This is a genomic window from Nocardioides sp. B129/18 (assembly GCF_055282735.1).
Map to the genome: position 1 here is coordinate 23,166 of NZ_JBUZJI010000008.1, position 21,359 is coordinate 44,524.

General features: G+C 75.5%; 20 protein-coding genes. 8 read left to right on the forward strand and 12 right to left on the reverse strand.

What is annotated here, in order from left to right:
* Positions 1-36 precede the first annotated feature (36 nt).
* On the reverse strand, positions 37-825 hold the full coding sequence (locus ACZDWJ_RS07865; RefSeq protein WP_463520385.1) for a hypothetical protein: 789 nt from the start codon (positions 823-825) through the stop codon (positions 37-39).
* 139 nt (positions 826-964) lie between these two features.
* Here ACZDWJ_RS07865 and ACZDWJ_RS07870 point away from each other — a divergent pair, with 139 nt between their 5' ends.
* Both ACZDWJ_RS07870 and ACZDWJ_RS07875 read left to right on the forward strand, forming a co-directional pair.
* Complete coding sequence (locus ACZDWJ_RS07870) at positions 965-2,293, forward strand: class II 3-deoxy-7-phosphoheptulonate synthase (RefSeq protein ID WP_463520509.1); 1,329 nt, start codon at positions 965-967, stop codon at positions 2,291-2,293.
* A 4-nt stretch (positions 2,294-2,297) separates the two neighbouring features.
* Positions 2,298-3,332, forward strand: a complete 1,035-nt coding sequence (locus ACZDWJ_RS07875) for a threonine aldolase family protein (protein WP_463520386.1) — start codon at positions 2,298-2,300, stop codon at positions 3,330-3,332.
* A 9-nt stretch (positions 3,333-3,341) separates the two neighbouring features.
* On the opposite strand, the gene ACZDWJ_RS07880 is transcribed toward ACZDWJ_RS07875, so the two are convergent.
* From ACZDWJ_RS07880 to pknB, 5 genes are all read right to left on the reverse strand, one after another.
* Positions 3,342-4,340 carry an NADase-type glycan-binding domain-containing protein gene (locus ACZDWJ_RS07880; RefSeq protein ID WP_463520387.1) on the reverse strand — a complete coding sequence of 333 codons (999 nt, stop codon included), beginning with the start codon at positions 4,338-4,340 and terminating at the stop codon, positions 3,342-3,344.
* Complete coding sequence (locus ACZDWJ_RS07885; protein WP_463520388.1) at positions 4,337-5,353, reverse strand: 3-deoxy-7-phosphoheptulonate synthase; 1,017 nt, start codon at positions 5,351-5,353, stop codon at positions 4,337-4,339. Before ACZDWJ_RS07885 ends, ACZDWJ_RS07880 begins: the two co-directional genes overlap by 4 nt.
* Positions 5,354-5,448: 95 nt before the next feature.
* Complete coding sequence (locus ACZDWJ_RS07890; protein ID WP_463520389.1) at positions 5,449-6,372, reverse strand: DMT family transporter; 924 nt, start codon at positions 6,370-6,372, stop codon at positions 5,449-5,451.
* Positions 6,369-7,292: a deoxyribonuclease IV gene (locus ACZDWJ_RS07895; protein WP_463520390.1), complete on the reverse strand. Its 924-nt coding sequence runs from the start codon at positions 7,290-7,292 to the stop codon at positions 6,369-6,371. The genes ACZDWJ_RS07890 and ACZDWJ_RS07895 overlap by 4 nt, the downstream gene beginning before the upstream one ends.
* A 26-nt stretch (positions 7,293-7,318) precedes the next feature.
* Complete coding sequence (pknB, locus tag ACZDWJ_RS07900; protein WP_463520391.1) at positions 7,319-9,319, reverse strand: Stk1 family PASTA domain-containing Ser/Thr kinase; 2,001 nt, start codon at positions 9,317-9,319, stop codon at positions 7,319-7,321.
* A 104-nt stretch (positions 9,320-9,423) separates the two neighbouring features.
* Here pknB and ACZDWJ_RS07905 point away from each other — a divergent pair, with 104 nt between their 5' ends.
* A complete protein-coding gene (locus ACZDWJ_RS07905) occupies positions 9,424-9,855 on the forward strand; it encodes an Rv2175c family DNA-binding protein (protein WP_463520392.1) in 432 nt (143 codons plus the stop codon).
* A 16-nt stretch (positions 9,856-9,871) separates the two neighbouring features.
* Here the strand turns inward: ACZDWJ_RS07905 and ACZDWJ_RS07910 are convergent, their stop codons facing one another.
* On the reverse strand, positions 9,872-10,990 hold the full coding sequence (locus tag ACZDWJ_RS07910; protein ID WP_463520393.1) for a polyprenyl synthetase family protein: 1,119 nt from the start codon (positions 10,988-10,990) through the stop codon (positions 9,872-9,874).
* A 78-nt stretch (positions 10,991-11,068) separates the two neighbouring features.
* On the opposite strand from ACZDWJ_RS07910, the gene metF reads away from it, so the two are divergent.
* Entirely contained in the window at positions 11,069-11,959 is an 891-nt protein-coding gene (gene metF / locus ACZDWJ_RS07915; RefSeq protein WP_463520394.1) for a methylenetetrahydrofolate reductase [NAD(P)H], read from the forward strand.
* A 19-nt stretch (positions 11,960-11,978) separates the two neighbouring features.
* On the opposite strand, the gene ACZDWJ_RS07920 is transcribed toward metF, so the two are convergent.
* Complete coding sequence (locus ACZDWJ_RS07920; protein WP_463520395.1) at positions 11,979-13,328, reverse strand: phytoene desaturase family protein; 1,350 nt, start codon at positions 13,326-13,328, stop codon at positions 11,979-11,981.
* A 1-nt stretch (position 13,329) separates the two neighbouring features.
* Positions 13,330-13,821: a YbaK/EbsC family protein gene (locus tag ACZDWJ_RS07925; protein ID WP_463520396.1), complete on the reverse strand. Its 492-nt coding sequence runs from the start codon at positions 13,819-13,821 to the stop codon at positions 13,330-13,332.
* A 57-nt stretch (positions 13,822-13,878) separates the two neighbouring features.
* On the opposite strand from ACZDWJ_RS07925, the gene ACZDWJ_RS07930 reads away from it, so the two are divergent.
* The 4 genes from ACZDWJ_RS07930 to ACZDWJ_RS07945 all read left to right on the forward strand — a co-directional run bounded on the left by ACZDWJ_RS07930 (position 13,879) and on the right by ACZDWJ_RS07945 (position 16,528).
* Positions 13,879-14,412 (forward strand): hypothetical protein, encoded by a 534-nt coding sequence (locus ACZDWJ_RS07930; RefSeq protein ID WP_463520397.1) that lies wholly within the window; start codon positions 13,879-13,881, stop codon positions 14,410-14,412.
* Positions 14,413-14,653: 241 nt separating this feature from the next.
* Positions 14,654-15,139: an SAV_6107 family HEPN domain-containing protein gene (locus ACZDWJ_RS07935; protein ID WP_463520398.1), complete on the forward strand. Its 486-nt coding sequence runs from the start codon at positions 14,654-14,656 to the stop codon at positions 15,137-15,139.
* A 51-nt stretch (positions 15,140-15,190) separates the two neighbouring features.
* On the forward strand, positions 15,191-15,928 hold the full coding sequence (locus ACZDWJ_RS07940) for a methyltransferase domain-containing protein (protein ID WP_463520399.1): 738 nt from the start codon (positions 15,191-15,193) through the stop codon (positions 15,926-15,928).
* Positions 15,929-16,072: 144 nt separating this feature from the next.
* On the forward strand, positions 16,073-16,528 hold the full coding sequence (locus tag ACZDWJ_RS07945; RefSeq protein WP_463520400.1) for a DUF3040 domain-containing protein: 456 nt from the start codon (positions 16,073-16,075) through the stop codon (positions 16,526-16,528).
* 198 nt (positions 16,529-16,726) lie between these two features.
* On the opposite strand, the gene ACZDWJ_RS07950 is transcribed toward ACZDWJ_RS07945, so the two are convergent.
* The 3 genes from ACZDWJ_RS07950 to ACZDWJ_RS07960 are packed head-to-tail and all read right to left on the reverse strand — an operon-like array spanning position 16,727 to position 21,256.
* Entirely contained in the window at positions 16,727-19,042 is a 2,316-nt protein-coding gene (locus ACZDWJ_RS07950; RefSeq protein ID WP_463520401.1) for a transglutaminase TgpA family protein, read from the reverse strand.
* A complete protein-coding gene (locus tag ACZDWJ_RS07955) occupies positions 19,039-20,298 on the reverse strand; it encodes a DUF58 domain-containing protein (protein ID WP_463520402.1) in 1,260 nt (419 codons plus the stop codon). Before ACZDWJ_RS07955 ends, ACZDWJ_RS07950 begins: the two co-directional genes overlap by 4 nt.
* Positions 20,291-21,256, reverse strand: coding sequence for an AAA family ATPase (locus tag ACZDWJ_RS07960; protein WP_463520510.1), 966 nt, complete (start codon positions 21,254-21,256; stop codon positions 20,291-20,293). The genes ACZDWJ_RS07955 and ACZDWJ_RS07960 overlap by 8 nt, the downstream gene beginning before the upstream one ends.
* Positions 21,257-21,359 lie beyond the last annotated feature (103 nt).

Here is a 21,359-nt window from a genome sequence, read left to right on the forward strand (position 1 = left end):
CTCGGCGGGCGGGCCCTCGACTCTGCTGACGACGGGTCAGCCCGTGGTCGCGACGGCGTACTTGGTCGACTGGCGGCCTTCCTTGAAGCGCGCGCACCAGTCGCCACGCACCTCGGTGCAGGTGTCGGTGGGCCAGGTGAGGACGACACGGAAGCGGGGCCGCTCGCCGGCCTTCACCTTGACCCAGCGGTTGATCGTGACGCGGTTGATGTGGCGCAGTCGGTCGGCGACGTAGGCGGTGGTGTTGCCGGCCGGAGCCGTCGACCGGGAGATCGTCGCGCCCTTGCTGCAGATGTTGACGCTGCCGACGCTGGCCTCGACGCCTGCGATGCCCCAGGCGGCGGTCAGGCTGAGCCCGATCGTCGTGCACGAGCCGGTTCGGCCGGAGATCGACTTCGTCTCGGTCATGTCGACGATCGTGGCGCCGCCGGTGGTGACGTCGAGGCGAGCTCGCGCGAGGTTGCCCAGGCCGCTCTTGGAGGTCACGATCGTGTCGGCGTCGAGCAGGTAGTAGTCGTATCCCTTGATGCCCTCGGAGAGCCGGTATGTCTTGAGCCTGGTCTGGAGCTTCCCCTTCGACACGCGGTAGCCAAGGAAAGGACAGGCCGCTGAGTCGCAGTGGCCGTACTGGGCCTCGGAGTAGTTCTTGAAGGTCGCGCTGTACCGGCCGGAGACCGGCTGGTCGCCGACGAGGCGGATCTGCTGGGTGGAGCCGACGTCGGCCTGTGCCGTGGGCGTGGCGACGACGCCGAGGCCCGTCGCGGTCATGAGGGCCATCGCGGTCGCGGCGAGGCGACGGCGACCCGAGAGGGGGGTTCTGGTCATGGGTCCGGCCTACCCCTAGGGGCACCGCACGAAACGCCGCGTCGGGCCCTCGCGCCGCAGCTGGCTGCGGGTCTCGTCCCACGCGGAGACGGCGAGGCGGGCCTCGGGGCGCTCCCCGCGTAGGCTCTTGCGCGTGAGCATGCCGTCCCTCGCCGATCTGCACGCCCTCAAGCCCCTGCAGCAGCCGACCTATCCCGACGCCGCGGCGGTCGACGCCGCCGTCGGCCGGCTGCGCACGATGCCGCCGCTGGTGTTCGCGGGCGAGTGCGACGACCTCACCGCCAAGATGGCGGCGGTCAGCCGGGGCGAGGCGTTCCTCCTGCAGGGCGGCGACTGCGCCGAGACCTTCGAGGGCGTCACGGCCGACAACGTCCGCAACAAGCTGCGGGTGCTGCTGCAGATGGCCGTCATCCTCACCTACGCCGGCTCGGTGCCGGTGGTGAAGCTCGGCCGCCTGGCCGGCCAGTACGCCAAGCCGCGCTCCTCGGACTCCGAGACCCGCGACGGCGTGACGCTGCCGGCCTACCGGGGCGACGCCGTCAACGGCTTCGACTTCACCCCCGAGTCGCGCATCCCCGACCCCCAGCGCCTCCTCGACGTCTACAACGCCTCGGCCGCGACGCTGAACCTCGTGCGCGCCTTCGTCACCGGCGGCTACGCCGACCTGCGCCAGGTGCACACCTGGAACACCGACTTCGTGCGCACCTCGCCGGCCGGTCAGCGCTACGAGGCCCTCGCCGCCGAGCTCGACAAGGCGCTGGCGTTCATGAGCGCCATCGGCGCCGACGCCGAGGAGCTGCGCCGCGTCGACTTCTACTCCAGCCACGAGGCGCTGCTCATGGAGTACGAGCACGCGATGACCCGCATCGACTCCCGCACCGAGCAGCCCTACAACGTCTCGGGCCACTTCGTGTGGATCGGCGAGCGCACCCGGCAGCTCGACGGCGCGCACGTCGAGTACTTCCGGCACCTGCGCAACCCGATCGGGGTGAAGCTCGGCCCGACGGCCACCGCCGACGACGCCCTCGCGCTCGCCGAGCGGCTCAACCCGGAGAACACCCCGGGCCGCCTCACCTTCATCACCCGCTTCGGCGCCGGCAAGATCCGCGACGGCCTCCCGCCGCTGGTCGAGAAGGTCACCGCCGAGGGCGTCTCCGTGGCGTGGGTCAGCGACCCCATGCACGGCAACACCTTCGAGTCGAGCACCGGCTACAAGACCCGCCGCTTCGAGGACGTCGTCGACGAGGTCCAGGGCTTCTTCGACGTCCACCGCGGCCTGGGAACCGTGCCCGGCGGGATCCTGGTGGAGATGACCGGCGACGACGTCACCGAGTGCATCGGCGGCGGCGAGGAGCTCGACGAGGCCGGCCTGGCGCACCGCTACGAGTCGGTCGTCGACCCGCGCCTGAACCGCGTGCAGTCCCTCGAGATGGCCTTCCTCGTCGCGGAGATGCTTCGCCAGCGCTGAGCCGATGGTTGACTCGGCCCACGTGAGCCCCGTGAGCCCTGTCGACCTGCGTTCGGACACCGTGACCGTTCCCACCGAGGCGATGCGCGCCGCCATGGCGCGCGCCGAGGTGGGCGACGACGTCTTCGGCGAGGACCCCACCGTCCGTGCCCTCGAGGAGCGGGTGGCGGGCCTGCTGGGCCACGAGGCGGCGCTGTTCACGCCCACCGGCTCGATGGCCAACGTCCTGGCGGTGCGCACCGTCGTCGGCGTCGGACGCGAGGTGCTGTGCGAGTCCTCGGCCCACATCGCGCGGGCCGAGCTCGGCGCCCACGGCGCCTACACGGGCCTGACGATGCGCACCTGGACGCACCCGCGCGGCCAGGTCGACCTCCCCGCGATCCAGGGGCTCCACGCCCCCGACATGGGTCCGTTCTTCGTGGCGACCGCCGCGGTCTCCGTGGAGTGCACCCACAACTTCGCCGGGGGAGCGGTGCTCCCGATCGACGACCTCCGCGCGCTGCGCGCCTGGGCCGACGAGGTCGGCGTCGCGATCCACCTCGACGGCGCCCGCCTCTGGAACGCCCACGTCGCCACCGGCACGCCGCTGGAGGCCTACGGCGCCGTCGCCGACGTCATGGCCGTCTGCCTCTCCAAGGGCCTCGGCGCGCCCGTGGGCTCGCTGGTGGTCGGCAGCGCCGACGCCATCGCCGAGAGCCGCGTGTGGCGCAAGCGGATGGGCGGCGGCATGCGTCAGGTCGGCATCCTGGCGGCTGCGGGGCTGCACGCTCTCGACCACCACGTCGAGCGGCTGGCCGAGGACCACGAGCACGCGCGGCTGCTCGCCGAGGCGTGCGGTCTCGATCCGGCCGGCGTCGACACCAACATCGTCGTCGTGCCGCACGACGACGCTCCGGGCCTGGTGGCCCGGGCCCGCGAGGCGGGCGTGCTCGTCACCGCGGTCGGCCCGCGCGCGGTGCGCCTGGTGACGCACCTCGGCGTCGACCGTGCCGCCGCCCAGCAGGCCGCGGACGTGCTCGGTCCGCTGTTCGCGGTCTGACTCGAGTCCTCAGCCCCGCGGGGCGGTGCCCAGCAGCGAGATCTCGCTGATCGCGGTGTTGTCCTTGCCCGCCGGGCCGGTGCCCGGCTGGCTCACCGAGAGCAGCCGCAGCCGCACGGTGGTGGTCTTGACGCCCTCGACGTCGAGCCGCTGGAGCGAGCGGGTGTCGCGCAGGTCCTGCGTCAGGCGCGTGCCGTCGTCGAAGATCCACTCCACCGAGAGCACCCGCCGGTTGCCGTGGTACCAGTCGTACGTGCGGCCGTCGGCCTTGCTGGTCTTGGCGTAGCCGTTGATCAGGCCGACCTCCACCAGCGTGGTGGCCGAGGGCAGCCGCACCACGATCTCCTGACCACCGGCGTCCCCGGGCGTGCGCCAGCAGGTGGTGGGATCGCCGTCGAGCATGTTCTCGGCGACGTAGGTGATCGGCTGGCCGGTGGCGACGTCGGCGCTCGTGGGCCCCGCCTGCGGGGCGCTGATCCCGGCGATGTCGGCCAGCCGCGTGGGCTCCTGGGAGCTCGACGCGCTCGGGCTCGGGGAGCTCGAGGCGCTCGGTGTGGACGGTGCGGGCGACGGCGGGGTGGCGGCGTCGCTCGGCGTCGGGTCGGTGGCGGCCTCGTCCGAGCCGCCGCTGCGCACCAGCAGGATCGCGCCGGCCACCAGCGCCAGGACGACGACCACCGCCACGACGGCCAGCACGAGCGCGGTCTGGGAGCCGCCGGGACGAGGCGAGCGCGTCGAGGCGATCACGGGGCTCGCCGGCACGACGGGGATCGTCGCGGTGGGCGGGTCCTCCTCGGCGGCGGCGCGCGTCGGGGCGGCCGGCGTCTCGCCGGTGGCGTCGGCCCACAGCGGGAAGCGCGCGGGCGGCGGAGCCTCGTGGACCGGACGCGGCGTCGTCGGGTCGGCGGGGGTGGGCTCGGGGGGCAGCTCCGCGCCGACCCGGTGCCCGCAGTTGGTGCAGAACCGGCCGACGCCGAGCGCTGCGGAGCAGCGGGCGCAGGTGGTCACGAGGGAGATTCTGCCCGGCCCACCGCCGAGGGCAGTCGCCGGACCACCTGGGCCAGGTCGCGCAGCCCGGTGTCGGCCAGCGCCCAGACGCCGTCGTCGGGCACGGTCTCCGGCGCCGGGTGGACGTCGACGAGGACGCCGTCGGCGCCCACGGCGATCGCGGCGCGGGCGAGGGCGACGACGAGGTCGGGCCGGCCGGCGGCGCGCGAGACGTCGACGACGACCGGCAGATGGCTGGCGGCCTGGAGCAGCGGGACGGCGGCGATGTCGAGGGTGGTGCGCGCGGTGGGCTCGGCGCTCGGGACGCCGCGTTCGCACAGCACGATCTCGAGGTTGCCGTGCTGGGCGATGTGCTCGGCGGCCATCAGCCACTCCTCGACCGTCGCGCCCACCGGGCGCTCGAGCAGCACCGGGGCGTCCTGCTCGCCGACGGCGGCGAGCAGCTCCTCGTCGCCGGCGTGACGGCCCGCGACGCGCAGCCCGTCGGCGACGGCCGCGGCCTCCTCGACGTCGTCGGCATGGGCCACGCCCACGACCAGCGGGAGCCCGGCGGCCGCCCGGGCCTCGGCGAGCGCCTCCAGGGTGCGACCGGCGGGCAGGACGCGCGTGGTGCCGCGGGGGCGCACGATCCCGCCGACCAGCAGGCGGGCGCCGGCGGAGGCGGCCATGCGGGCGGCGTCGAGCACCTGCGCGTGCTGGCCGGCCGAGCCGAGCCCGCCGCCGAGCAGGAGGCCGTCGGGGCCGATGGCGACGCGCGTGGCCTCGCAGCCGAGGTGCACCGTCGAGCGGTGGGGGTGGTGCTGGCGGCTGACGAGCTTGAAGGGGTCGGAGATGCGGTGCACGTCCGCGACGCCGGGCAGGGTGCGCAGGTTGAGGTGGTGGAAGGAGTCGACGTCGCCGACCAGGCCGATGATGGTGCGCACCAGGCCGCGGCTCACGAACGCCTCGCCGCCCACGCCCTCGACGCGCTCGACCACGCGGGCGATGTCGGCGTCGGTGGCGTCGGGGGCCATGACGACGACCATCGGGCTGCGCTCGCTCTCCGACGCCCGGGGGACGGCGTCTGCGACGAACCTAGGCGGGCCGATCGAGGGGTGGGACGGACGTCTCAGACGGCAAGATGCTGGACGCCGCCCTCCAGCGGCTCGTCCTCGTCGTCCCCGCCGGGACGCAGCTCGACGACGATCATGGCGGTCAGCACCATGAGCCCGCCGAGCACCATCCGCAGCGTCGCGCTCTCGCCGCCCAGCGCGACGGCGAACCCGGCGGCGAAGACCGGCTCCATCGACATGACGATCGCGCAGCGCGTCGGCGGCAGATGGGCCTGCGCCCAGGTCTGCGCGAGCATCGCCAGCGCCCCGGCCACCAGCGCCATGTAGAGCACCGAGGCCCAGTCGGCCGCGGTGGGCGGCAGGACGATGCCGTCCCAGGCCGTGGCCACCAGGCACACGACCGCGATGACCACGATCTGCAGGATCGACATGCCCAGCGCCTGGCGCGGGTCCGACCACGCGCCGAGGCCGACGATGTGGAGGGCGTAGAGCAGCGCGGCGACGAGGGTGATCGCCTCGCCGTAGCCCACCGACAGCCCGTCGAGCGTCAGGACGCCGAGGCCGGCCATGGCGAGCGCGACGGCCGCCCAGGTGAGCCCGGTGATGCGGGTGCGCAGCAGCACGGCCGCGAACAGCGGGGTGCTGACGACGTAGAGGCCGGTGATGAACCCCGAGACCGACGCCGGGGTGTGCGCCAGCCCGGCGGTCTGCAGGATCTGCGCGACGCCGTAGACCAGGCCGAGGACGACGGCGTGCTTGCGCGACTCCGGGGTCAGGCGACGCAGCGCCCCCGGCGCGACCGCAGCCATCACCACCGCGGCGATCGCGAAGCGCACGGCCAGGAAGTCGAGCGTGGGCACCCGCTCGAGGAGGTCCTTGATGAGGAAGAACGTCGAGCCCCAGCAGGCCGTCATCGCCAGGAGGGCGCCGGTGGCCAGCAGGCTGATGCGCCGGGAGACCGGCGCCGTGGCGGTGCTCACGAGGCCTCCACCAGCGCCGCGTCGGAGTCGGCATCGCCGCGCAGGCGTCGCAGGAGGGCGAGGTCGGCGTTGCCAGGCTCGCGCGAGCCCGGGGTCTCCAGCACGAACGGCACGCCCTCGGTGAGCGGGTGGGTCATGAGCGCGGCGAAGGCGTCGACGCCGACGTGTCCTTCTCCGAGTCGCTCGTGGCGGTCCTTCAGCGAGCCGCGGGGGTCCTTGGAGTCGTTCGCGTGGACGAGGCGCAGCCGGCCGGCCCCGGCGACCTCCTCGAGGCGGCGCAGGGTGGCGTCGACGCCGCCCGGCTCGTCGAGCGGGGCGCCGGCGGCGAAGACGTGGCAGGTGTCCAGGCACACCCCGGCGCGGGGGTGGCGGTCGAGCGCGTCGAGGTAGACCGCCAGGTCGTCGACGCCCGCGCACAGCGAGCGGCCCTGCCCGGCGGTGGGCTCGAGGAGCAGCCAGGGGGCGTCGTCGTCGAGGGTCTCGAGGATCGGCAGGAGGCCCTCGCGCACCTGGGTCATCGCCGCGGCGAACCGCTCGGCGGCCTCCTCGTCGCTGCCCGCGGGGGCGACGAACGAGCCGGTGTGGACGACGAGCCCCTCGGCGCCGATCTCGGCGGCACGACGCAGGTTGTGGGCCACCAGGGCGACGCTGCGCTCGTAGGTGGCCGGCGTCGGCGAGCCGAGGTTCACCAGGTACGGCGCGTGGACGAAGGCCCGCAGACCGCGCTCGCGCACGCCCGCCCGGAAGCCGGCGTCGTCGTCGGGGCGGCCCGGCGAGGTCGCCCAGCCGCGGGGGTTGCCGAGGAAGACCTGCACGGCCTCGATGCCCAGCTCGTCGACCGCGGCCAGGGCGCCGGGCACCAGGCCCTTGCCCACCTGGACGTGGGTGCCGACAGGACGGAGCAGGGCGGGGTTCGGCACGGGCGAAGCCTACGAGCCGGGGTGGCTCAGACGAGGAAGAGGGTGATCGTCGAGCCCTTCGGCACCTTCTGGCCGCTGCCCGGGGAGGCCCGCAGCACGTAGCGCAGGCCGATGTAGGCGCCGGACTCCTCGACCTTCACCTTGAAGCCCTGGGCCTCCAGGGCGGAGGTGGCGGCGTCGACGCCGGAGCCGATGAGGCCGCCGGGCACCTCGACGAGCTCGGGCCCCTTGGAGACCACCAGCGTCACCGTGCCGCCCTTGAGCAGCGTGCCGCCGCGGGGGTCCTGGGAGACGACGGATCCGGCGGGCACCGTGTCGTCGAAGACCTGCTGGCTGCGATCGACCTTCAGTCCGCGCGCCTCCAGCGCCTGCTGGGCCTGGTCGGCGGGCTTGCCCACCCAGTTGCCGACGCGCACCGGCTCGAGGCCCTTGCTCACCACGAGGGCGACGGCGCCGCCGGCGCGCACCTGGACGCCGGCCTTGGGGTCGGTGGAGATGACCTGGCCCTTCGGCACGGTGTCGGAGTAGGCGCCGGAGACCAGGCCGACCTCGAGCCGCGTGCCGGTGAGCGCCTTCTCGGCCGCCGCACGGGTCTGGCCGACGACGTCGGGCACCGGGTACTGCTCGACGCCCTTGGACAGCACGAGGGTGACCGTCGCGCCGCCGAGCACCCGGGCGCCGGGACCGGGGTCGGTGGAGACGACGTGGCCCTCGGCGACCTCGTCGCTGAAGACCGAGGTGCCGACGCGGACGTCGTAGCCGGCCTGCTCCAGGCGCGAGGTGGCCTGGGCGCGGGTGAGGTCGATGACGCTGGGCATGGAGTCGTAGCGGCCGTAGCCGAACCAGTAGGCCCCGCCGGCCAGCGCGATCGCGAGCAGCACGGCGAGCAGGACGAGCAGCGGTCCGCGGCGCCGCCGCCGGTCGGCCCGGGCGTGCGCGGGCGCTGCGGAACCCGGGGGACCCGCGGGAGTCGGACGCGGTGCGACCGCGGCGGGCATCGGCTCGAGCGGGGCGACGGTGGTGTGCTCGACGTCGGCGGGCTCGTGGAGCCGCTCGCGGATCTCCTCGACGCCGACGATCTCCTCGGTGCTCGCGCGCAGGCCCGCGACGATCGGCGTGAGGTCCTGGGTGAGGTCGGGGTCGTCGACGCCCTCGCGCAGGGCCTGCTGGACGCGGTGCAGGTGGCGCAGCAGCACGCCGGCGTCGGAGGGACGTTGGCTCACCTCGCGCGCGGTGGCGCGGGCGACCAGCGCGTCGACGTAGGCCGGCAGGCCGGGCACGAGCTGCGACGGCGCCGGGACGTCCTCGTGGACGTGCTTGTAGGCCACCTGGATCGGGCTCTCGCCCTGGTGCGGCTTCCGGCCGGTGAGCAGCTCGTGGAGGATCACGCCGACGGCGTAGACGTCGGCGCGGGCGTCGCCGGTGCCGTCGACGACCAGCTCGGGGGCGACGTAGGAGACGGTGCCGATCAGCACGCCCGTGGCGGTGTGCTGGGTCTCGGCGCTGATCGCCTTCGCCAGGCCGAAGTCGGCGACCTTGATCCGGCCGTCGTCGGCGATCAGGACGTTCTCCGGCTTGACGTCGCGGTGCATGAGGCCGGCCCGGTGGGCCGAGGCGAGCGCGGAGACCACCGGCTCCAGCAGCGCCAGCGCCTTGGCCGGCGGCATCGGGGTCTCCTTGGCGATGACGTCGCGCAGGGTGTGGCCGGGCACCAGCTCCATCGCCAGGAAGACCGTGCCGTCGTCGTCGCCCTGGTCGTAGACGGCCACGATGTGCGGGTGGCTCAGGCGGGCGGCGGCGCGGGCCTCGCGGACGAAGCGGGCCGCGAACTGCTCGTCGTCGCCGAGCCCGGCGTGCATGACCTTGACGGCGACGGTGCGGTCCAGGCGGGTGTCCAGCGCCTCGTAGACGCCGGCCATGCCGCCGCGGGCGATGCGCCGACCGATGCGGTACCGGCCGTCGAGGAGGCGTCCGACCAAGGGGTCGGAGGAGCCACCGGCGGCACCTGACCGCGTGGACTGCTCCATCTCGACGACCCCCTGCGCTCCGGACGGGGAAGGGCGTCCGGCCCGGTCATCGTACGGGGCGACACGCGTGCGACCTGCGCTGACACGCATGGGACGATGTCGCCATGGCCGAGCACGAGTCCTCCTCCGACGCCCCGACGACCCCCGCCGCCGAGGCTGCTCGGCGCACCGACGTCCCGCTCGCCGACCACGACCTCGCGGTGCTCGTCGAGGACTGGATCGACTGGGCCGAGGTGGGGCGCCGCATCGGCGTCACGACCTCGCGCGTGAAGTCGATGATCCAGGACCACCTGCTCGCCGCCGCGGTGCCCGCGCCGGGCCGCGGCCAGCTGGTGCCCGAGCTGTTCGTGCACGACGTCGAGCTGGCCAAGGGCCTCAGCGGCCTCATCACGATGCTCCACGACGGTGGCTACACCGACCGCGAGATCATCGCGTGGCTCTTCCTCGACCTCGACCTGCCGGGGCGCCCGATCGACGCCCTGCGCGAGAACCGGGGCTCGGAGGTCAAGCGCCGCGCCCAGGCGATGGCCTGGTAGATCCCCAGCAGGCGGGTCAGACCTGGCGCCGGGTCGCGGCCAGCGCCAGCGCGCGCAGCGCGGCCCGGGCCGGCTCGGGGAACCCGCCGGCGTCGAGCGCGTCGAGCGCCTGCGCGGTGAGGCGCTCGATGAGCTCCTCGACGCGGGCCAGGGCGCCGGAGTCCTCGATGGTGGCCCGCAGCCGCTGCACGTCCTGCTCGGTGAGCGGGCCGCCCAGGGCGGCGTCGAGGTCGGCGGCCCGGTCGGCCGGCGCGTGCTCGAGCGCGAGGGCCACCAGCACGGTGCGCTTGCCCTCGACGAGGTCGTCGCCGGCGGGCTTGCCGGTGACGGCGGGATCGCCGAAGACGCCCAGGACGTCGTCGCGCAGCTGGAAGGCCTCCCCGAGCGGGAGGCCGTAGGCGCTGAGCGCGGCGAGCGCGGCGGCGTCACCGCCGGCGAGCGCGGCGCCCACGTGCAGCGGCCGCTCGACGGAGTACTTCGCCGACTTGTAGCGCAGCACCGTCATGGCGGTGTCGACGTCGGCGCGGGCGCGTGCCTGCACCGAGACGTCGAGGAACTGCCCGGCGATCACCTCGGTGCGGCACTCGTCGAAGACCTCGAGCGCCGGTGCGACGTCGTCGGGCGCGAGGCCGCAGCGCCGCAGCGCCTCATCGGCCCAGGCGAGGAGGAGGTCGCCGGTGAGGATCGCGGCGGCGGCGCCGTACTGGGCGGGGTCGCCGCCCCAGCCGGCGGTGCGGTGCTCGGCCTCGAACCCGCGGTGCGTGGACGGGCGTCCGCGCCGGGTGTCGGAGGCGTCCATGAGGTCGTCGTGCACCAGCGCGCTGGCGTGCAGCAGCTCCAGGGACGCCGCGGCGCGCACGAGCGCCTGCGCGCGGGCCGGCTCGGGGTCGGGCAGCACCGCGAGGTGGCCCCAGCGGCAGAACAGCGCCCGCAGGCGCTTGCCGCCGGCCAGCAGGGCCCGCACCTCGGCGACCAGCCGCTCGGCGTCCGGCCCCAGGGGGGCGAGGCGCACGGCCTGGGCGTCGACGACCGCGTCGAGCGCCTCCTGCACGGCCGCGCGGAACGGCTCGGCGCCCACCGGGTCGTCGGCCGTCGCCGGGTGGGTGTGGCTGCCGGTGCCGGGGGAGTCGCTCACGTCGACCGAGCGTAGGCGCAGGCCCGCGCCCGTGGACGTCCGCCCCGGCGGTGACCCGCGCGAACCTAGGATCGCGGCATGACGATCGGTCGCGGACGCTCGCTGCGCGAGCTCGCGCAGGCGGGGGAGCGCTCCTTCAGCTTCGAGTTCTTCCCGCCGCGCGACGAGGCGGGCGAGGAGCGGCTGTGGGCCACGGTCCGCGCGCTGGAGCCCTACCGGCCGACGTTCGTCTCGGTCACCTACGGCGCCGGCGGCTCCAGCCGCGGCAGCACGGTGCGCATCACCGGCCGGATGGCGCGCGAGACCTCGCTGGTGCCGATGGCGCACCTCACCTGCGTCGGCCACACCCGCACCGAGCTCGAGGCGATCCTCGACGAGTACGAGGAGGCGGGCGTCCACCACGTGATGGCGCTGCGCGGCGACCCCGCCGACGGCCCCCGGGCGCCGTGGACGCCCACCGAGGGCGGGCTCTCCTACGCCGTCGAGCTCGTCGAGATGGCCGCGGCCCGCGGCACCTTCCGCATCGGCGTCGCCGCCTTCCCCGAGCGGCACCCCGCCTCGGCCTCGCTCGACCAGGACGCCGACGTGCTCGCCGCGAAGGCCCGCGCCGGCGCCGAGTTCGCCGTCACCCAGATGTTCTTCCGCGCCTCCGACTACGTCGGGCTCGTCGAGCGGGTCGCGGCGCGCGGGGTCGACCTGCCGATCCTGCCGGGCATCATGCCGATCCTGAACCTCAGCGCGATCCGGCGTCAGGGCGAGCTGATCGGCACCGAGGTGCCCCCGGAGATCGTCGCGCGCATCGCCCGGCACGAGGGCGATCCCGTCGCCATGCGGGCCGAGGGCATCGCGATCGCCGCCGAGCTCTGCGAGGAGCTCCTCGACGCCGGCGCGCCGGGGCTGCACTTCTACACGCTCAACCAGTCCCGGGCGACGCTCGAGATCTTCGAGCGCCTGCACGTGACGGTCTGACGCTCGGTCCGAGCCTCTCTCAGGCCGGCCCGATCACCTGGGAGACGAGGGCCGCCGAGAGGCCGACGGCGTGCAGGCCCGCGCCCGGGGTGGCGTGGGCGCCGGCGGCGAGCACGCCGGGCACCGGGGTCTGCGGCCCGAGGCGGCGGCGCACGGTCGTGCGGCCCTGCCACAGGACGCCGTAGGGCGAGCCGTTCCACTGCTCGACGAGGTCGCGCGGGCTGAGGTCGACGCGGTGCACGATGCGCGAGCGGACGTCGAGGCCGGCCCGGGCGAGCGCGACCGGCAGCGGCTCGGCCACGCGTCCGCGGCCGAGGATCGTCCAGGCGCGGTGGCCCTCGGGCGCCCGGCCGCCGGTGCGCACCACGAGGAGCGGATCCCCGTGCAGGACGACCTCCGGCGGCAGGTCGGGCAGCGGGTCGTCGGGCTCGTCGTCGCGCAGGGCGAGGTGGCTGATCACCGGCGGCAGCGCGGGCATGGTGCGCGCGGCCGCGTCGGCGAGGACGGGCAGGCGGCGGGGGTCGATGGCGCAGACGACGTGGTCGGCGTCGAGGTCCTGCGGCAGGTCGTCGGCGGTGACGATCGTGACGGCGACCGCGCGGCCCTCCCGCACGACGACGTCGACGGCGCGCGTGCCGAGGAGCACCTCGACGCCGCGGGTGGCCAGCCGGGCGCCGAGGCCGGCGGCCAGCGTCGGCAGGCCGCCCTCGAAGCGCCAGCCGCCGAAGGTCTGCTCCAGATAGGCCGTGAGCGCGGTCCACCCGGGCGTGGTGCGGGGGTCCTGTCCGTCGATCATCGCCGGGTAGGCGGCCAGCAGCCGAGCCCGCTTGTCGCGCAGGGCGCCCTTGATGCGGCGCTCGAGGGTCTCGCGGGAGTCGAGCCGCTCGACGGCCTCGGCCGCCAGCGCGTCCGGGGTCCACGGCACCTCGAAGTAGTGGCGTCGCAGCACCTCCCAGTCGTCGCCGCCGGCGTCGACGTAGTCCTGCCAGCCCTGGCCCAGGCCGGGCTTGAGCCCCTCCATCGCCTCCATCTGGCGGGCGCGGGAGCCGCCCTCGAGCACCAGGCGCGAGCCGTCCTCGAAGCGGTGCTCGCGCAGCACCGGCTCGGGCACGAGCTCGAGCTCCTGCTCCAGCGGTCGGCCGGTCTTGCGGAACAGGTCGCGCAGCACGGCGGGCAGCAGCACCGTCGAGACCGCGGCGTCCCAGGAGAACCCCGGTGGGCCGCCGTGCTCCTCCGCGCGCACCGGGCGGAGCGCGCCGCCGAGCTCGCGGTCGGCCTCGACGAGCGTGACGCGGTGCCCGGTCTTGGCCAGGCGGGCCGCGGAGGCCATGCCTGCCAGCCCGCCGCCGATGACGACGACCCGCGCCATCTCAGGCGCCGTCCTGGGCCGGGCCGACGTCGACCGGCGTGGCGCCGGTGAGCGCGCGCAGCTCGTCGTAGGTGGTGGAGAAGACCGCCGCCGGGTGCCCGGCCGCGGCCCACACCTCGGGGTAGGAGGCCAGCGTCGGGTCGATCCAGGTGGGCAGGGGCGCGGGGTGGGAGAAGGGGGAGACGCCGCCGATGACCTGCCCGGTGTGGGTGCGCACGGCGTCGGCGCTCGCGCGACGCAGGGCGGGCACGCCCAGGCGCGCGGCGGTGGCGACGAGGTCGACGCGGTGCGCGCCGGAGGTCAGCAGCAGCACCGGACGCCCGTCGTCCTCGAAGAGCAGGCTGTTGGCAATGGCGCCCACCGCGCAGCCCAGCGCCTGCGCCGCCAGCGCGGCGGTGTGGACGCCGTCGGGCAGGACGACGATGCGCCCGCGCCCGCCTCGGGCCCGGTGCTCCTCGCGGAAGCGCGCGATGCCGGGGTGCTCCTCGCTCATGGGGGAGACCTTAGGCTCTGGGCTGTCGCCCCCCGCAGCCGTTCGTACGGAGGACCCATGCCCAGCACCCCCGGAGCCACCGCTCCCGGCACCGCCGACGCTCCGGGCGCCCTCGCGCGCCGGCCCCGTCCGCGGTCGGTCGAGGTCGCGACGGGCCTGCTGCTGGCGCTCCTGGGCCTCGGCGCGGTCACGGTGCTGCTCACCGTCGTCCAGCGCGACGCGCTGATCCGCAACTGGGCCGAGGGCCATCGCGAGGCCCGCGAGATCGTCGCCCGCCAGGGCCTGCAGTACCTCATCGACGAGCAGCCGATCGCGATCCCGCAGTTCGTGCCCGTGGCGATCGTGCTGGCCGTCGTGGTCGCGTCCATCGTCGGCGTGCTGCTCGCGCTGTTCCGCATCGGCCTGGCCTGGGCGCGCTGGTCGCTGGCCGGGCTGATCCTGGTGGTCGCCATCTGCACCGGCGCGGGCATCCGGGTCGGCGCGCCCACGGCGTTCGAGGTGCTGCTCTGGGCCTCCCTCGTCCTCGACGTCGCCATCCTCGTGACGCTGTTCCGTCCCTCGGTGCACGCCTTCGTCGCCGCCCGCGACTGAGCCCTCCCCGGCTTCCTCCAGGAGCCCGCCCGCGCGACCCCGTGCGCGACCCGTGCGCGACCCCTTGACCGGGCTCGCGAGCTGGGGCACACTCGAACATGTCGAACAGGCGTTCGAATCCACTGCGAGGGACGAGGCGCCGACGACACCCTCGGCGGGCCGACCTCGACCCCCGGTCCGCCGAGGGAGACGCCGTCCGGCGTCGCGTCGCCCCGGGGGTCGGGGTCGAGGAGAGGTCGCCATGCACGCAGTCGCCCACCCCGATCGGGGCACCGACGCCCCGGTGCTCACGCACCCGGCCCTGCTGCCCGCCGAGACCCACGCCTACCTGGCGCGCTCCGCCGCGTCGCTGGCCGAGGCCGCCGCGCAGCCCGACGTCCCGGCCCGCTACGCCACCGCCCACGTCGCCGCGCTCCAGGCCGCGGCCGCCGTCGTCGCGGCCCGGGCGCGGCCGCAGGCCGCCCGCTCTCGCGGGCGCACCACTGCCTGGACCCTCCTCGCCCGGCTCGCACCGGAGCTGGAGGAGTGGGCCGGCCTCTTCGCCGCCGGCGCCGCCAAGCGCGCGGCCGCCGCGGCCGGCTCCCGACGCGCCGTCACCCCTCGCGAGGCCGACGACCTCCTGCGCGACGCCGAGCGGTTCCTCGCGCTCGTCGAGCAGACCCTGGGCCTCGCGCCCCGGGCCACCGCCCCGCGCGAGGGCGTCGCCACCCGGCTGCGCGCGGGCTGAGCGCCCCGCCGGGGTGCGCGGCGCCGGGTCCGCGACAGTAGGGTCGGGGCCATGCCCGGAACCACCGCAGGCGACCGTCCCTCCGAGCGCCGCCAGGCCGCGCGCACCGGCGTCGTGTGGAGCGCGCTCGAGCCGCTGCTCGCAGCCGCCACCTGCCCGCTCGGCGTGCTCGACATCGGAGGCGGCACCGGCGGACTGGCCGTCCGCATCGCCGAGGCCGGACACCGGGTCACCGTCATCGACCCCAGCCCTGACGCCCTCGCCGCGCTCGACCGGCGCGCCCGCGAGGCCGGTGTCGCGGTGGCCAGCGAGCAGGGCGACCTCGCCACGCTCGCCGGCCGCCCGGCCAGCGTCGACCTGCTGCTGTGCCACGGCGTCCTCGAGCTGGCCGGCGACGCCGCCTCCGCGCTGGCCGACCTCGCCGGCGCGCTCCGGCCCGACGGCGTCCTGAGCCTGCTCGTCGCCCAGCGCCACGCCGCCGTCATCGCCCGGGCGATGGCCGGCCACTTCCAGCAGGCCCGCGAGCTGCTCGACGGTGGCGGCCCGGTCTCCCGCGGCGGACGCCGGTTCACCGCCGAGGAGCTCGCGGGTCTCCTGCGCGACGCCGGCCTGGAGCCCCAGGGCGTCCAGGGCGTGCGGGTCTTCGCCGACCTGGTCCCCGGCTCGCTCCTCGACCTCGAGCCCGGCGCCAGCGCCGCGCTCCTCGACCTCGAGCGCGCGGTGTCCACGCGCCCGGAGTACCTGCCGCTGGCCGCCCAGCTGCACGCCCTCGGGCGCCGCTCGACCTGACCGCGGGTCGCGCGCTGCGGCGCGGGCGGCGTCCGTCGGACAAATTCCCGGGACCGCCTACCGTGGCGCGACGACCCTGCCTATCCTGGAGGGGCCCCGGTGTCGCCGGTGGCTGCTGCTGACCCGATCGACCCGGAGGCTGACGTGCCACTCTCGGAAGAGGAGCTGCGAGCGCTCGAGCAGATGGAGCGTGCCCTCACCGAGGAGGATCCGAAGTTCGTCTCGACGCTGCGCGGCACCACCGCCCGGCGCTCGGCTCGGCGTCGCGCGATCCTCGCCGGTGTGGTCTTCGTGGTCGGCATCGCCGTCCTGATGGCCGGCGTGACCACCAAGCTGTGGGCCGTCGGCGTCGTCGGCTTCGTCATCATGCTCGGCTCGGCCACCCTTGGCCTCAACGCCGTGCGCCAGGGCGGCTCCGCCGAGCCGGCCGGCCCGCGTCCGGCCTCGCGCGGCGGCTTCTCCGTCGTCGACGGCGGACGTGCCGGCCGCCCCCGCCGCACCGGCCGCGGCCCGTCGCGCGGCTCGTCCCGCTCCTCCGGCTCCTTCATGGAGCGCGTCGAGGAGCGGTGGCGTCGTCGTCGGGAGTCCGGCGGCTTCTGACGCCCCTCGCTCCACGGCCCGACCAGACCCCGACTCTGGTCGGGCCGTTCTCGTTCTGGGGCCCTTCGCCCAGCGCGGCTCGCCAGGTGCAGTGCCTCGACGAGGTCCGGCCGTGCTGCCGGGTCGGTCGCCACGGCGCAGATCGCGCCGGCGTCAACCGCCGGCTCACCCCGTTCAGCGGCTCAGCAGCTCAGCAGCTCAGCGGCTCACGAGCTCCCGATCGTCCGCGCCGGTCGCGGGGGCCGTGCTCCGCTCCAGCAGCGTGCGCGGCAGCCAGCGCGCCCGACGTGCGGCCCGCGGTGGGGCGGCGGTGTGGAGGGCGTCGAGCACCCGCTCGGTCCAGACGCGCGTGCGCTCGTCGCTGCGGGCCCGTCCGGGCGGGGCGTACCGGTGCTCCTCGACGGCCCGCGCCAGCGAGGTGAGGGCGTCGCGGTCGTCGTCGGAGATCCGGCTGACGGCCCGCCGCAGGTGCGCGACGAGCTCGTCCGCGGTGTCGCGGGGGGAGCGGTCGGCCGGCCAGGGGGCCGCGAGGTCCAGGGCCGTGGCGCGCACCTCGCTCCACTGGGCCTCGACGTCGCCGGCCAGGCGCCGGACGCGGCGGCGTCGACGCACGACACCGGGCAGCAGCGCCAGGACGACGAGCAGCACCAGGACGCCGAGGACGCTCAGCACGGTCGGGAGGATGGAGTCGTCCTGAGGCGCGGCGAGGTCGCCGACGTCCGGGGTGGCCTGGCGCGGGTCGCGCGACGGCGCGGCGCTCGGCTGCGAGCTCGGGGCGGTGGACGGCTCGGCCGACGGGGCCTGGCTGGCGCCGTCCTGCGGGTTCGCGGTCTCGGCGCGGCTGTAGCCGGGCACGGAGTCGGTGCGGGTGGTCGGGGTCGGCTCGAAGCGCACCCAGCCGTAGCCGCGGAAGAAGAGCTCGGGCCAGGCGTGCAGGTCGTGGGTGGAGTACTCGTACTCGCCGCGGCCGATCTGCTCCGGGCGCAGGAAGCCGACCGCGACCCGGGCCGGGATGCCGGCCTCGCGGGCCATCACGGCCATCGCGGAGGCGAACTGCTCGCAGTAGCCCCGTCGGTCGCCGCCCGGGTCGAGGAACGCCGCCAGGGCGTCGTTGCCGTTGCCGACCGGCGCGCGGCTGAGGTCGTAGGTGAAGTCGTTCTGGAAGAAGTCCTGGAGCGCGGCGGCGGCGGCGTAGTCGGTGGCCCGACCCGCGGTGATCTGGTCGGTGAGCTGCGTGACGATCGGGGGCAGGTCGTCGGGCAGCCGGGTGTAGGAGAGCGGCACCGCGCCGGTGGACGGGCCGGCCTCCTCGAGGTCCCGGCCGGTGATGTCGAGGGCGGCGGCGTCGAAGGAGTAGCTCAGGTCGCGGGTGTCCAGGTCGTCGTCGGCGGCGATGAAGTCGCCGGTGTCGGTGTCGTAGCGCCAGTCGCCGCGCGCGTCGGCCCGGGTGGTGTCGTCGAGGGTGGGCAGCCAGGTGGAGTCGAGGTCGGAGACGCTGACGTCCCAGCGGTGCACGGTGCGGGGCACGTCGGGGGAGACCCCCGTGAGCGGCACCGCGGAGCCGTCGGCCCGCTGGTCGCTGGGGATGGAGCGGTCGCCCGCGGTCCAGCGCTGGCCGTTGAAGGTCGTGAGCACCGCGATGCGCAGGTAGGAGGGGTCGGGCTGGTCGGTGCGCACCCGCAGCACCGGGACGTCGGCACCGCGCCGCAGGTCGCGCTGCAGGTCGGTCATCGGGTTGGTCACCGAGACGCCGGACCCGCCCGGGCCCGAGCCGCTGCCGAGGTCGAAGGCGCGCAGCCCGATGCCGGGCAGGGCGAGAGGGAGCAGCACCGCGACGGCGGTGGCGCTCGCGCCGACGAGCACCGCGCTCGAGCCGACCGCGGCGCGCCGTCCGCCGCTGCCGGGGGCGGAGTCGTCGACGCGGTGGCCCCAGCGGCCCGCGGAGTCGCGCTCGTGGGTGAAGAGCAGGACGACGTACCCGACGGCGACGAGCGTGAAGGTCCACCACGGCACGAGGTCGCCGAGGATGCCGACCGGCACCGCGAGGGCGGCGAGCAGGGGGGCGCCGGCCAGCGGCGCCCGGCGCAGCCCGCAGGCCAGCAGATCGACCAGCACGATGATGGCCAGGCCGGCCAGGATCAGCAGCGGGTCGATCGGCGGGACGCTGCGTCCCAGGGGCGAGGCGAACGTCTGGGCGGACTCCTCGGCGGTGGAGACCGCCATCCGCAGGCGGGTGAGGTCCGAGCCCAGCGGCAGGCCTCCGACGATGGCGAGGCTGGCGCCGAGGAAGCCTGCGACGACCTGGGCCAGCAGGACGATCGGGGCCTTGAGCCGCAGCCAGCGGCCGAGCGTGCCGAGCAGCGCGACGAGCACTGCGAGCCACAGCAGCGGACGCAGGTAGCCCGAGGAGACGACGGCGAAGTCGCGCCACGACAGCAGCGCGACCCAGGTGGTGAGGCCGGCCAGCAGTGCGCGGCCGAGGAGTCCGGGCAGGGCGGCGGGATCGCGTCTCATCGTGGTCCTCCGGCAGGGGCGGCGTCGCGGCGGGGAGAGGTGGTCAGGCCGAGCCAGGCGCGGTCGAGCGGCTCGCCGGCACCCCACCGGGCCGAGCGCCAGCCCAGGCCCCCGAGCAGCGCGCCGGCGAGGGGCTCGGCGGGGGCGCCGGCCCAGGTGTCGACGTCGAGGGTCAGCGCGACGGCGGTGCCGCCGCGCTGCTGGAGGCGGCGCAGCGCCGGGACGTCGGGCTCGCCGACGGCGCCGAGCACCGCGATGACCAGGCCGCCCTGGACCTGCTCGGCGGCGCCGGCGGAGACGGTGCCGGCCTCGTGGGTCTCGACGACGGCGAGGGACTCGATGAGCGCGGTCGCGGCGGTCGCGGCGACCTGCCCGTGCCAGGGCGACTCGGCGGAGGCGGGCTGGGTCGCGGTGACCAGGTGCACCGCGTAGCCCTGCCGGATCAGGTGCAGGCCGATCGACGCGGTGGCCGTGACGGCGGCCTCCCACGACGACGACGCCCCGCTGCCGCGGTGGGCGGCGGCCCGGTCGTCGAGCAGCAGCGTCGCCCGGGCCTGCCAGGGCTGCTCCTCGCGCCGGACCATGAGCTCGCCGGAGCGGGCCGAGGAGCGCCAGTGCACCCGACGCAGGTCGTCGCCGCGGCGGTAGGAGCGCACCGTGACGTCCTCGGCGGACCCGGTGGCGAAGGAGCGCGGCCGCTCCTCGCCCGAGCCCGACCACGCCGACGGCAGCATGGCCGGGGGCAGGTCGACGGTGCGCGGCGTGACGAGGAGGGTGGCGGTGCTGCTGAACTCGCGCTGGAGGGCGACCAGGCCGAAGGGGTCGCCGACCTGCACCCGCATCGGGCCGATGGTGAACCGGCCGCGCTGCTCGCAGCGCACCTGGTAGCGCACCTGGCGGCGCCAGCCGCGGCCGACGCCGTCGAGCACGAAGCGCGGACGCGGCCCGAGGGCGTAGGGCAGCTGCTCCTCCAGGCGCAGGATGCCCGTGGGCGTGCGGCCCTCGTTGGTGAAGGTGAGCCGCACCTCGGCCTGGGAGCCGGCCGGCACCGTCGCGGGCGTCAGCACGCGGCCGAGCGCCAGGCGGTACTGGCTGCGGGCGAGGACGACGGCGGCGATCAGCGGCAGCGCGATCACCAGGACGCCGGCGCGCACGAACGTCGTCTGGTCGAGCAGCAGCGCGCAGACCATCGCGGCGAGGCCGGCGCCCAGCAGGGCGCGGCCGCGCAGGGTCAGGCCGGCGAGCGCGTCACGCAACGGGGACGACCGCCAGCAGGTCGCGCAGGATCGCGGCCGCCGAGCGGCCCGACATGGCGGCCTCGGGTCCGGGGATGAGGCGGTGGGTGAGCACGGAGGGCGCGAGCACCGTGACGTCGTCGGGGATGACGTAGTCGCGGCCCTCCAGCGCGGCGTAGGCCTTGGCCGCCCGCACGAGGTGGAGGCTGGCGCGCGGCGAGGCGCCGAGCGTCAGCTCGCTGCTCGATCGGGTGGCGCCGGTGATGCCCAGCACGTAGCGCAGCACCGACTCGGCCACGTGCACGCGACCCACCGAGGCGATGAGCTTGCGGATCTCGGCGGCGTCGGTGACCGGCTCGAGGTCGTCGAGCGGCGTGGCGGCGGTGTGGTGGGCGAGCATCGCGAGCTCGGCGCTCTCGACGGGGTAGCCCATCGAGACCCGCGCCATGAAGCGGTCGCGCTGGGCCTCGGGGAGGGTGTAGGTGCCCTCCATCTCGACGGGGTTCTGGGTGGCGATCACCAGGAACGGCGACTCCAGCTCGTAGGTGGCGTTGTCGACGGTGACCTGACGCTCCTCCATGCACTCCAGGAGCGCGGACTGGGTCTTGGGCGAGGCGCGGTTGATCTCGTCGCCGACGACGATGTTGGCGAACACGCCGCCGGGGCGGAACTCGAACTCGCGGGTGTCCTGGTTGAACACCGAGACGCCCGTGATGTCGGAGGGCAGCAGGTCCGGCGTGAACTGGATGCGTCGCACCGTGCAGTCGATGCTGCGCGCCAGCGCCTTGCTGAGCATCGTCTTGCCGACGCCGGGGACGTCCTCGAGCAGCAGGTGGCCCTCGCTGAGCAGCACGACCAGCGCCGCGGTGACGACGTCGGGCTTGCCCTCGATGACCCGCTCGACGTTCGTCCGGATCCGACCGGCGACCCGGGCGATGGTCTCGACGTCGGCGCCGCCGGGCGTGGGCGCGCCGGCCAGCGGGTCGGCGGGCGGGATCTGGCTGGTCACCTGGGCCTCCACGGGGGTCCTCCTGCTCGCGGCCGTCGCGGTCCCAATGCCGCTGCGGTCCGGAGTGTCCACC